The sequence below is a fragment of the Candidatus Contendobacter odensis Run_B_J11 genome, assembly GCF_000531125.1.
Lineage (GTDB): Bacteria > Pseudomonadota > Gammaproteobacteria > Competibacterales > Competibacteraceae > Contendibacter > Contendibacter odensensis.
This window is the reverse complement of the sequence record NZ_CBTK010000273.1, coordinates 1-12,262: the sequence shown is the minus strand read 5'-3', so window position 1 is coordinate 12,262 and position 12,262 is coordinate 1. Positions and strand designations below refer to the sequence as shown.

The following is a 12,262-nucleotide window of genomic DNA, read 5'->3' as shown; positions in this document are numbered from 1 at the left end:
AGTTGCGCGGCGATTAGGAAAACAGCAGCGCACCGATGATGGCGTAACCCAAGGCCGGCAGTAGATTAGCGACCCGAATCCGACCGATTTCCAGCAGATTGATTCCGATACCCAGAATCAGCAACCCGCCAGTGGCGTTAATAGCATCCAGCACCACCGGCTGCGACAAAAAGCTCAACTGCGCCGCCAGCAACGTGATACCGCCTTGCACCAACAACACCGGCAGCGCCGAGAACAGTACGCCAATACCCAGCGATGAGGCCAGCGCCACCGAAGCCACCCCATCCAGCAGCGATTTGAGCAGTAGCACGCTGGGATCGCCGATCGTGCCATCCTGAATCGATCCGACAATCGTCATCGCTCCAGTCAGATACAACAGGGTCGCGGTCACAAAACCCTCCACGAAGCGGCTGGAATCGGAGCGCAGCGTTCGCCGCAGCCGGTCGGCCAGTCCTTCCAATCGCTGTTCGATGCACAGTAGTTCACCGCTCACGCCGCCCAACAACAGGCAGCCAATCGCCAGCAGGACATGTTGCGCCTCCAGCGCCATGCGCAAGCCAATGACCGTGGTCGCCAAACCCAGGGCTTGCATCAGGATGATCTTGATGCCGCTGGGTAAATGGGTACCCGCCGTCAGACCTATTGCACTGCCTATGACGACCGCGCTGGTATTCACCAGTGTTCCAAGCACTCGGATTACCCTTTGAAAAAGCCGGTGAAAAAACTTTCCTCTCCCGGTAGGAGAGGAGGTAGCACGGGCATCTTGCCCGTGTTCGGTGTACCGGCAGGATGCTGGTGCCACATCGCCCTTAAGCCGTCCGCTTATTCAGCTTGAAAAACCCCATCAGTTGTTGCAGTTCATGGGCTTGATCGCCCATGGCGTGGCTGGCAGCGGCGGTTTCTTCCACCAGCGCGGCGTTTTGTTGCGTCACTTGATCCATTTGCAAAATGGCTTTGTTGACTTGCTCAATCCCGCTGGCCTGCTCGCGGGCGGCGGCGGCGATTTCGGCCACAATGTCACTCACTTTTTTGACCGAGGTGACGATCTCTTTGAGGGTTTGCCCGGAGCGTCCCACCAGCCGGCCGCCGTCTTCAACCTTGCTCACGCTGTCGGTAATCAACCCTTTGATCTCTTTAGCCGCATCGGCGCTGCGTTGCGCCAGCTTGCGCACTTCCCCCGCGACCACCGCGAAGCCCCGGCCTTGTTCACCGGCGCGGGCGGCTTCTACCGCCGCGTTCAGCGCCAGCAGGTTGGTTTGGAACGCGATCTCGTCAATTACCCCAATGATGTCGGCAATCTTGCGGCTGCTGGCGTTAATCGCGCTCATCGCGGTAATCGCTTGATCGACCACTTGCCCGCCCTGTTCGGCCTGAGTGCGGGCGGCATCCGCCAGTTGGTTGGCTTGGCCGGCATTGTCGGCACTCTGCTTCACCGTTGAAGTGAGTTCCTCCATGCTGGAAGCGGTTTGTTCCAGCGCCGAGGCTTGTTGCTCGGTGCGTTGCGCCAGATCGCTGCTGCCTTGAGCAATCTCGGCTGCGGCGGAACTGACTTGGGTAGTGGCTTGGGTGACATTGCTGACGATTTCCCTAAGCTGCGTCGCCATGGTTTTCATGGCTTGCAACAGTTGCCCGGTTTCGTCGTGCGAAGTCACCTGAATGTCGGTGGTCAAATCGCCAGCGGCGATCAAACCGGAAGCGGTGACGGCGACACCCAGCGGACGGGTGATAGTGCGCGTCACTAGCCAGGCCACCACGATGATAACGCCGAGACTGACCACCAGCACCAGCGCCATTAACCATTGCAATTGCCTGACCGCAGCGAAGGCTTCAGCCTCGTCAATTTCGGCGATGAGCGCCCAGGTGGTCTCGCCGACTTTGACCGGGGTGAACGCCGACAACACAGCGGCACCGAGATAATCAGTGATGATCCGAACCTCGGTCTTGCCGGCCAGCGCCTCGCGGGATGCCTCGGTATCCACCCCGTTCTTCTCAATACTCCCCGCGAATGACGCCTGTACCGAACGATCCTTGGCATCCATAAAGGAATCCGAGCGCATCCGCTTGTCCGAGCCGACCAGATAGGTTTCGCCGGTGCGGCCCATGCCTTCGCGCTGCTGCATGATGTCGTTGGTTTCTTTCAGGGAATGGCGCACCGCGAAGACCATTTCAACTTTTCCGTTATTTACTAACGGCTTAACGAAAAATGAGGCCGGTTGATTGCTGATTGCCGCGTAGGGTGCATAGTCCTGAAACTGGAATTGCTGGGTTTCCAGCGCCTTGCGGAATGTTTTAGCCAAACCCGAATCCTGGAGAGGCCCTTTCAGCAGATCAGTGCCGTAGTCGCTGCCCTTGGCAGAGCTGTAAAACACCTTCCCGTTCGCATGAATCAGCAGCAGATCGTCGAGACCGGTCTGCTTGGCGTATTCGGTCAGGAAATCCTCGGATGCGCCTTCCCGGGTTTGCGCCATCGCTTCCTCCAAATTGAGCTTGGTGACGACCGCCCATGGCAAACCACGGAGGGTGAGCGGGTCGGCCATCACCATCACCAGCTTACCGGCGCTGTCGGTATAAACATCGTGGACCGACTTGCCGGCCAGCACCTCCTTAAGATAAGCCGGAGCGACATCGGTGATGTCGTAACCGACCACGAACTTGCCGGCACCCATCGTCTTCATATCGCTGCGGAACACGATTCGGTCGCCAGTTTTGGCGGCAAAATAGCTTTCGCCACTCTTGCCCAGACCTTCGCGGCGCTGGGTGATGGCGTTGAACGGAGCCGGCGACTGTTTCAACACCAGCACGCCCAAGGTGGCGTTATCGCGAACGACAGGCGCGCTGTAAAAGGCGAACAGGCGACCGTCATTCGGGGCATAGGCTTTGAAATCCTGCACCGCAACACCGGCGAGACCTTGCCGAAACGCTGGTTCCAGCGCGCTGTCCTTCAGGTTAGCGGCACTAACCGGCTGGCCCAGTTCCGATTGCCCAGCAGTGCTGTAAACCACCACCCCATCCTTACTGATCAGCAACAGATCATCGTAGCCATGTTGCCGGGCATACGTCACCAGCGCCGGGCCATCCCGCTTGGCGGCAGCGCTCCAATTGGCGTTGTTGGTCTTATTGCCTGCTGCATCAAAAGCGCTGGTAAAAGCCAGCAGTGCATCGGCTATATTGGTGCTGTGCGCCATGGACTGAACTACATCGATCTGGCGTTGCGCGACCTGCTCAACCTGAGCTTTCGTATTCTTGTGAATACTCTCCAGATTCTTGAAAGCAAACGCCTGAAAGTATTGTTGAGCGTTAATCAGCGTATCCAAATCCTTGTGCGCCTCATTGAACACATTTTCGATCTGCTTTTTCTTGAGGGCACGAACACTTTCCAATTGCTGAAACGCCTGTTGTGACAGTGAATCACTGGCCTTGGACAGTGCGATAAAACCGACGATCAGCGCCGGTAGCAAGCCGATTAAAACAAAGGCGACAGACAGCTTGATGCCCAATTTCAGGTTATTGATGAATTTCACGGGGATTCCTCCTTAGGGGTGTCATGCGCGCTTATGAGATGCGCGATATGGTTTTTTTTGCTTTAGCTCAGCAACATCTTGGTGCCAACCAGCGCCAGAAAAATTGCGAATACTTTTTTCAGGATTTCCGTCGGCAGGGTATGCGCCAGCTTTGCGCCCAGCGGCGCGGAAAACAGGCTGGCGGCGGCGATGCCGATCAGCGCCGGGCCATAAATATAGCCCAAACTCCAGGCGGGTAAGCCGGTGGCATTCAGGCCGGTGACGATGAAGCCGACCGATCCGGCCAGCGCAATCGGCAATCCACAGGCGGCGGAGGTGGCGACCGACTGCCGGATCGAGGTATTGCACCAAGTCAAAAAGGGCACGGTCAGCGAACCGCCACCGATGCCGACAATGGCCGATACCATCCCGATCACTCCGCCGGTCGCCACCAGTCCTGGCGTACCCGGCAGGCCACGATGCGGCGCCGGCTTGGCTCCGAAGGCGATCTGCGCTGCCACCAGCAGTACGAACACGGCGAAGATTTTGGTTAACACCACGCTGGACAGTTGATCAGCCACTGCTGCGCCTAGCCAGGCACCGATGACGATGCCCGGCGTCAGTTGCCAAACCACCGGCCATAGCACTGCGCCCCGCTGATGATGAGCGCGGACCGAAGATAATGAGGTGACCACAATAGTCGCCAGCGAAGTGCCAATGGCAATATGCATCACCAGCGTGTCGTTGACTTGCTGGCCGTGAAGAATCCAGGCCAGCACCGGGACGATGATCAGGCCACCGCCCACGCCGAGCAGACCGGCCATGACCCCGGCGAACGCGCCCAGTGCCAGATACAGCAGCAAAGTCGGCGAAATGAGTGCTGAAATGAATTCCATGAGACTCTCCTTATTCTTGTCTTTCGTTCCGGGAAGAAGCATACGGGTGATGTATGGTAAATTTCACTGCGAAGCAGCCGTTACGCACACTTTCGCGCCAAGCGGCTATTGTAAAGGCGGAATGTTGGGGAATGTCCCCGTCCCCATCAAGATAATTCCGTAGCGTTGGTTCGCTGCGGTCGGCATAAAAACAGCGAGGAGCAAGTACAGGCATGAATATCAAAACTATCTGTGTGTTGGGTGGCACTGGTTTCGTTGGACGACATCTGGTGGCGCGACTGGCCAACCGGGGATACACGGTCAAAGTTCTGACCCGGCATCCGCAGCGGCACCGGGAAGTCGAAATATTGCCTAACGCGCAACTGATTGGGGCCGACATCCACGATGCCACTCAATTGCAACAACACTTCGCGGGCGGTGATGCGGTCATCAATCTGGTGGGCATTCTGCATGAATTCTCGACCCAGACCTTCGGTGCGGTTCACGCCGAACTGCCGGGCAAAGTGGCGGATGCCTGCCGCGCTGCTGGAGTTAAACGCCTGCTGCACATGAGCGCCCTCCATGCCGATGCCGTCAAAGGTCCAAGCCAGTATCTGCGCACCAAAGGCGAGGGCGAGCAACGGGTGATGCAGGCGCAAGGGGTCGCAGTCACCTGCTTCAAACCGTCAATCATCTTCGCGCCGGATGACAACTTTTTTAACCAGTTTGCCAGTCTGCTCAAGCTCAGTAAGGTGCTACCGCTGGCCTGTCCTGACAGCCGTTTTGCGCCGGTCTACGTCGGCGATGTGGCGCAGGCTTTCGAGAACGCGCTGGAGAATGATGCCACCATTGGCAACAGCTATGAGCTGTGCGGGCCGCGAATCTACACCTTCAAGGAACTGGTCGAAAACGTCGCCAAGATGCTGGGTTTGAAGCGCTGGGTGATCGGGATGCCGGATTCGCTGGCGCGGTTGCAGGGGAAGATTTTCGACAAGCTGCCGGTGAAAGTCTTCACCACCGATAACTATCTCTCCTTGCAGGTAGATAGCGTTTGCGGCTGTAACGGTCTGGAAGCACTCGGCATTACTCCGTGTTCAGTCGAAGGCGTCATGCCGATGCATTTTGCCAACAAGACCCAACGCGGTCTGTACGATAGCTTCCGTCGTGTCGCCCGCCGTGACTGAAGGCGAGATCAACCCTGAGCCAGCTACACTCACCTCGCTTGCACTCCCAGCGCGATAGGTTTTTCGGGATCACTGCATGGATGCGGCGCCAGATTTGGCCCTGGGTTCTGGGCTGGTCTGGCGGTGTGTTGCTGCTGCTGGTTGCCTGCACCACCGCGCCACCCCGTAATGTCAACGATGCTTGCGCCATTTTCGCCGAGTATGGCGACTGGTTCGCCGACGCCAAAACCGCCAGTCGGCGCTGGGGCGTACCGCTGCCGGTGCTGTTGGCAATTATTCATCAAGAATCGGCGTTTCAGGCTGACGCTCAACCGCCACGCACCTGGTACCTCGGTTTCATCCCCGGCACCCGCCCTTCTTCCGCCTATGGCTACAGTCAGGCGCTGGATGGTACGTGGGAGCGCTACATCGCTGCGACCGGTAATCGGGGCGCCGACCGCGATGAGTTCGAGGATGCAGTGGATTTTATCGGCTGGTATATCAGCGAAACGTCCCGGCGTAATCGTGTTGCCAGGAACAATGCCTATAACCAGTATCTGGCTTATCACGAAGGTCAGGACGGCTTCGCCAAAGGCAGTTACCGGCAAAAGCCGTGGCTGATGAAGCGGGCGCGACAGGTGCGCCAACAGGCCGACCGCTACCGGGCACAACTGAATCGCTGCGAACCGCGTTTAGCTGCTCAATAGACGACCCAATAGTTGCTCCCGGCAGGCCATGCCGATCGACAGTTCGATCACAGAATCCCAGCCAACTTCAAGTCGAGTTGGAAGTTGGTGTTAGTGATCTTGGCTTGCTGGAACCGGGTATTCCAGACCGCCTGCGCGGTCGTGTTCTGGCTATGGTTGGTTTGCGTGTCGTAGATGCCATCCACTCCGGTAACAGGATCTGTTTGCAACCGATCCAAAGCCGCTTTGGCTTCGCGACCAATTCTATTGACATCCTTTTGAAACTCTTGGGTGACCCAATTGATTCTCGCCTGAGACGAGTTGCCTACACCGCGAACCACTGCCACTACACTCTCATCATAGGACAGGGAGAGAATCTGACTGATGATATCCCGGGCGATGAGGCCCGTAATGTCGAAATGGCCCTGTTCATGCGTGAGTAAATCAGTGCTGGTTTGGGCTGATGCAGTAGCAAAGGATGCGCCTGTGTTTATATCCACATTCACCCGGGCACCCGTGATCCGATATTCGCCCTTTACAAGAGTCACCCGCCAACCGGTTGAGCTGAAGCTGGCACTGGTCATCGCTTCATGAGGCGGGCTGGGTGAAGTCTTAACAGAGCGAAAATTCGTCCATGCGAGGGTGCGGGGAAAGCCGGTCATTGCGGCTTGAATTTCATGAAAAGTGGGTGTCGCCATATCACATCACCTGATTGAGAGATTGATGTTGCGCCAATGAAGTGAAGATGAAATCTCTCCATATCATAGCTACATCTGAGTTTGGATGGATGGGTACAGGCATGTACCGTGGGCAATAGCAAAGTGTATTGCACGGTCTGGTTCTTTAATCACAAGCCTTCAGTCAAAGATTTAAGCATTTTTTATACCATACACCACTTTGCTATAGAATTATTGATTAACCAATAGGCTCTGAATCATTTTGACCTGCTTGTTTGCCTAATCAGCCCATTCTGAATCGCTGAGTTCAACTCATATTGAACCGGGCTGGTGGCGATGGACCATCGGTCTGCGCGGCAGCCACCGGCATCCGCAGAGTGCGATTGACCGCGCCAGTGCGGGATTTTGCCTTGCCTCAATTCAACGGAAAGACCCGCAGACGGAATCTGCGGGAAGATGGGAGTGATCCTCACAGTTGCGCCACCACCATCGCTTATGAAGCGTTAGCTTTTAGCGTCGCCTTGATTTCAAGAGGTCGCTTCAGGAAAAACAACGCGGTGGTTGTGACTAGCGTACCGGCGACGATAGCGATCAGGTAGGGGCCAAGCTGCGTCACCGCGTTTGGGATCGGCAACACAAAAACTCCGCCGTGCGGCACCCGCAGTTCGCAGCCGAACACCATCGACATCGCGCCGGCGACGGCGGAACCCGCCATCAACGCCGGAATCACCCGCAACGGGTCCTTGGCGGCGTAGGGAATTGCACCCTCGGTGATGAAGGAAAGACCGAGTACGGCGGTAGCGCCCCCAGCCTCGCGTTCATCCAGCGAGAAACGGTTTCTGAACAACACCGTGGCCAACGCCAGCCCCAGGGGTGGGGTCATGCCGGCGGCCATCACCGCCGCCATCGGCGCGTACACTTGACTGGTAATCAGCCCGAGGGCAAAGGCGTAGGCTGCCTTGTTGAGTGGCCCGCCCATGTCAAAGGCCATCATCGAGCCGAGTAGCAGACCAAGAAAGATGGCGTTACTGCCTTGCAGACCCTTGAGCCAGGTGGTGATCATTGCCAACGCACCGGCGACCGGCTCGCCCACCACGTAGTACATCAGCAGGCCGACAATAACGGTGCCGAGCAGCGGCAAAATCAGCACCGGCTTAAGACCGGCCAGAGTGCGTGGGAGAGGGATATGATCGCTCAGGAACTTGACGGTGTAGCCGGCGATAAAGCCAGCGGTGATGCCGCCGAGAAAGCCTGATCCGATGGTGCTGGCGATCATCCCGCCGATCATGCCGGGGGCGATGCCGGGCCGATCCGCTATCGAATAGGCGATAAAACCGGCCAGAATCGGCACCAGCAGCGTAAAGCCAGATTTGCCGATCTGATTCAGGGTCCAGCCCAAGGTGCCCTTATTCACATCCTCGAACACATTGATCCCGCCGATCGCGAAGCTCAGCGCGATCAACAGGCCGCCGGCGACCACGAAGGGAATCATGTAGGACACGCCGGTCATCAGGTGCTTGTAGGCGCTGGTACGGCCTGTGGCTTGCTGGGCCTTGGCCTGCTGGCCCGGATCAGCGGAAGGCGCGGCGCCGGTGACCTTGGCGTCGGTGATCGCGGTACGCACCAGCGCGGCGCCGTCGTGGATCGCCGCCTTGGTGCTGGCCTCGTACAACCGCTTGCCGGCGAAGCGGGTTTTATCCACCTGGGTATCGGCAGCGATGATCACCAAATCCGCCGCCGCGATGTCAGCGGCGGTCAGGGTATTCTTCGCGCCAACGGAACCCTGGGTTTCCACCTTGATCGCGTGGCCCTGACTCTTCGCGCCCTGTTCGAGTCCCTCGGCGGCCATGAAGGTGTGGGCGATGCCCGTCGGGCAGGAAGTGATTCCGACGATCCTCAGGCCCGCTGCGATTGACGCAACGGGTGCGGGGATGCAGGCGAGCGCGGCTGCGATTACGGCGGCGCCAGTGCGGATTGCCGGTTCGGTCGCAGTTTCATACAGCGGCTTGTCCACGAAGCGGGCGGTATCCACCCGGGTATCAGCGGCGATGATGACCACTTCGGCGGCGGCAATGTCGGTATCGGACAGGGTATTTCGGGTTCCTGCCGATCCTTGCGTTTCAACCTGAATCTCGTGTCCGAGCGTTTTGGCGGCTTGCTCAAGTCCTTCCGCCGCCATGAGGGTGTGCGCGATGCCGGTCGGGCAGGCGGTGACGGCAACTAATCTGGCCATGTTGGATTCTCCTCTGTTCTGGATTCGGGTTCTGGAAATGGCTCAGTCGAGCGGGGTCACGGCGATCTGTTGGGCGAGGGCGCGAACCTGATCCGGCGGTGGCAAATGCGGGCCAAGCCGGGTCAGTTTGGCGGCGGCGAACGCGGTCGCCAGTTGGGCGGTTTCCGCCAGCGCCAGATTTTCCAGCCGAGCCGCGACCAAACCCGCGACCATCGCGTCACCCGCGCCGACCGTGCTGGTCACTGCTACCGGCGCGGGATGAGCCTGTAGCGCCTGCTCGCGGCTGAGAAATAACGCGCCATCGCTGCCCAGCGAGACCACCACCCATTCGGGCGGATTGGCGCTGTTCAGCAACGCCCGCCCGGCGGCAAGCAACGCTTCCAGCGATTCCAGCGGTTCACCCACCAGTTCGGCCAATTCGTGCCGATTCGGCTTGATCAGGCGCGGCCCGGCAGTCAGCGCGGCCCGCAACGGCGATCCGCTGGTGTCCAGCAGTACCGCAGCGCCCGCCGCCTGAATCCGCCGGGTCAAGGTGGCGTAGGCATCCTCCGGCATTCCCGGCAGCAGACTGCCGGATAGCACCACCCAGCGGGCCTGTTCCATCAGCGCATCAAGCCGTTGCAGCACTTGATCCAGCAATTCCGCTGCGGCCTCCGCCGTCAGTTCCGGCCCGGGCATATTGAGATCAGTGGTTTCGCCGCGTTCGACATCCACTAGCTTGGTGTTGATCCGGGTCAGGCCATCGAGATAGCAGCAGTGATTGGCGATTTTCTTGCGCCGGAACAGTTCCTCGAACAGCGCGGCGTTATCGCGACCCAGTTGCCCGGTGACTGCTGCATTGATGCCGAAGTCAGCTAGGCAGGAAGCGACGTTGATCGCCTTGCCGCCGACATCGACCTGCATCCGCAGTGCCCGGTTGACCGCGCCCGGTTGCAGACCGGCGACCTCAATGGTCTGGTCCAGCGCCGGATTGAGGGCGACCGTCACCACCTGAAGGGAAGAATTAAGCGGATTCATAGGGCGCGCACCTCTTCGGCGGTACAGGCGCGTAAGGCGCGCCGGGCCAAATCCTGCATCGCCGCCCGCGATTCGCCGCGCAGTGCGGCTTTCACCGGAGCGATGTCCTGGGCGCTCATGCTCAGTTCGTCCACGCCCAGCCCGGTCAGGATACGGGCACCCAGCGGGTCGCCGGCCAGTCCGCCACAGACGCCAACCCAGCCCCTGCCGGTTGATCGGCCAGCGGTTTGGGCGCCGCGCACTGTGGCATCGATCAGGTTTAGCACCGCCGGATGCAGGCTGTCGGCCTGGGCGGCGAGTTCAGGGTGCTGGCGATCCACCGCCAAGGTGTACTGGGTGAGATCGTTGGTGCCGATAGAGAAGAAATCCACCAGCGGCGCGAAGCGGTCAGCCAGCACTGCCACTGCGGGCACTTCCACCATGATGCCGAGCTTGACTTCGGGGCCGCCAACCTGCTCGCAGGCCAGTTTACAGTGACCGCGCAACGCCTCGATCTCGCTGATGTGCGTGACCATCGGGAACATGATCCACAGCGGGCCGTGCTGGGCGGCGCGGTACAGCGCCCGTAATTGGGCATAAAGCAAATCCTGCCGTTGCAACAGCAGCCGTGCGCCGCGCACGCCGAGAAAGGGGTTCTCTTCGTGCGGCAAATTGAGATACGGCACCTGCTTGTCGCCGCCAATGTCCAGGGCGCGAATGATCAGCCTTCGTCCAGCCATCACCTCGGTCATTTCACGATAGACCCGGTACTGCTCATCTTCGTCCGGCGCGCTGTTGCGTTCCAGGAACAGAAATTCGGTGCGCATCAGGCCGATGCCCTCGGCTCCGGCGTCGAGCGCCGCTACCGCCTGTTTCGGGTTGGCGACGTTGGCGACAATCTCGATGGTGTGGCCGTCGGTGGTGGTCGCCGGCAGATAACGGGTGGCGCGCAGACTTTCGCGGGCGGCGGTCTGGCGGGCGATCACCTCGGCGACGCTGCGCTGATCGGCTTCGCTCAGGTCCAGATAGAGGCAGCCGCTGCCGCCATCCACCACCGCGATTCCGCCGTCGGGCGCGGCCAGTAACGCCGGACCCGCCGCCACCATCGCCGGCAGACCCAGGGTGCGAGCCAGAATTGCGGTATGTGAAGTCGGGCCGCCAACGCTGGTTGCCAGTCCCACTACATAACGGGTGTCGAGATGCAGAGTGTCGGAGGGGGTGAGGTCTTCCGCCGCCAGAATCGAAGGTTCGGTCAGGGTGAGTTGCTGCCGTTCGATGCCGAGCAGTTCGGCCAGCACCCGTTCCCCCACATCGCGTAGATCGAGCGCACGAGCCGCCAGCAACGGATCGGCAATCTGCTGGAGTTTATCGATCCGGGTGCGCAGCGCCCGCTGCCACGACCAGGCGGCGCCATGTCCCTGCATGATCGTGGCCAGCGCATCTCGGACCAGCACCGGATCGGCCAGCAGTTCGCGCTGCGCGGCGAAGATCGCGGCTTCAGCGGCGCTGAGGCGCTGGCGGGTGCGTCCCTCCAGTTCCTCGCGCTCAGCGCGCACCGCCAGTAGCGCCTGTTCCAGCGCTTCGCCCTCGGCCACCACGTCGCCGGGCTGATCGCTAATCTCGAAGCGCTGGGAGACGTGGCGCACCAGTTTGCCGACCGCCAGTCCGGGACTGGCACCCAGGCCATAGACGGTGCGGAGCGCGCCGCTGGGCGTCCACTCCGGCGCGATTTTGCGTGCGGCGAGCGCATTGCGACGGGCGCGCTCGGCATCGGCCTGTTCCACGGCGGACAGCCCGCGCACCGTGTCGTGCAAGGCGTTCAGCGCCCGTTGGGCGTCGGAGCCGCGAGCGGCGAACCGCAGGGTTGAGCCGCAGGTGACGCCAAGGGCAAGCAGATCGGTCAGCCCTTTGGCGTCGGCGAATTCGGCATCCTTGTAAATCCGTAACTCGCAAGGAAAGCGTTTGGCGGTCTCGACCCAGCGGGTCGCAGGGCGAGCGTGCAGACCGTTGGGATAATCCATGATCCAGGTGACTTCGGCATCCGCCGGCCAGGCCGGCGCGGCGGGCGCTTCCAGGGCGGGAGCCGGTTCCGCCGCATCGCCCAAGGCGGCGATCAGCACCAGCGGATTTTC

General features: G+C 60.0%; 8 protein-coding genes and 2 pseudogenes. 2 read left to right on the top strand and 8 right to left on the bottom strand.

What is annotated here, in order from left to right; genetic code table 11:
• Positions 1–13 precede the first annotated feature (13 nt).
• The 4 genes and pseudogenes from BN874_RS16835 to BN874_RS16825 form a co-directional block, all read right to left on the bottom strand.
• Positions 14–676, bottom strand: coding sequence for a DUF554 domain-containing protein (locus tag BN874_RS16835; protein ID WP_230314473.1), 663 nt, complete (start codon positions 674–676; stop codon positions 14–16).
• A gap of 133 nt (positions 677–809) precedes the next feature.
• Positions 810–1,829: pseudogene (locus BN874_RS26615) on the bottom strand (methyl-accepting chemotaxis protein); the annotation flags it as partial.
• A 642-nt stretch (positions 1,830–2,471) separates the two neighbouring features.
• Positions 2,472–3,521, bottom strand: a pseudogene (locus BN874_RS26625) (cache domain-containing protein); the annotation flags it as partial.
• Positions 3,522–3,583: 62 nt separating this feature from the next.
• Entirely contained in the window at positions 3,584–4,396 is an 813-nt protein-coding gene (locus tag BN874_RS16825; RefSeq protein ID WP_051497963.1) for a sulfite exporter TauE/SafE family protein, read from the bottom strand.
• 212 nt (positions 4,397–4,608) lie between these two features.
• Between BN874_RS16825 and BN874_RS16820 the strand changes: the two genes are divergently transcribed.
• Complete coding sequence (locus BN874_RS16820; RefSeq protein WP_034435427.1) at positions 4,609–5,559, top strand: complex I NDUFA9 subunit family protein; 951 nt, start codon at positions 4,609–4,611, stop codon at positions 5,557–5,559.
• An 80-nt stretch (positions 5,560–5,639) separates the two neighbouring features.
• Positions 5,640–6,245: a transglycosylase SLT domain-containing protein gene (locus tag BN874_RS16815; RefSeq protein WP_154724994.1), complete on the top strand. Its 606-nt coding sequence runs from the start codon at positions 5,640–5,642 to the stop codon at positions 6,243–6,245.
• A gap of 47 nt (positions 6,246–6,292) precedes the next feature.
• Here the strand turns inward: BN874_RS16815 and BN874_RS16810 are convergent, their stop codons facing one another.
• From BN874_RS16810 to ptsP, 4 genes are all read right to left on the bottom strand, one after another.
• The gene (locus tag BN874_RS16810; RefSeq protein WP_034435426.1) at positions 6,293–6,922 is read right to left on the bottom strand and encodes a DUF922 domain-containing protein; all 630 of its coding nucleotides are present in this window, start codon (positions 6,920–6,922) and stop codon (positions 6,293–6,295) included.
• 472 nt (positions 6,923–7,394) lie between these two features.
• Positions 7,395–9,134: a PTS fructose-like transporter subunit IIB gene (locus BN874_RS16805; RefSeq protein WP_034435425.1), complete on the bottom strand. Its 1,740-nt coding sequence runs from the start codon at positions 9,132–9,134 to the stop codon at positions 7,395–7,397.
• Positions 9,135–9,176: 42 nt separating this feature from the next.
• On the bottom strand, positions 9,177–10,151 hold the full coding sequence (gene pfkB, locus BN874_RS16800; protein ID WP_034435424.1) for a 1-phosphofructokinase: 975 nt from the start codon (positions 10,149–10,151) through the stop codon (positions 9,177–9,179).
• A partial coding sequence (ptsP, locus tag BN874_RS16795; protein WP_034435423.1) for a phosphoenolpyruvate--protein phosphotransferase occupies positions 10,148–12,262 on the bottom strand: 2,115 nt, incomplete at its 5' end. The genes pfkB and ptsP, both read right to left, overlap by 4 nt.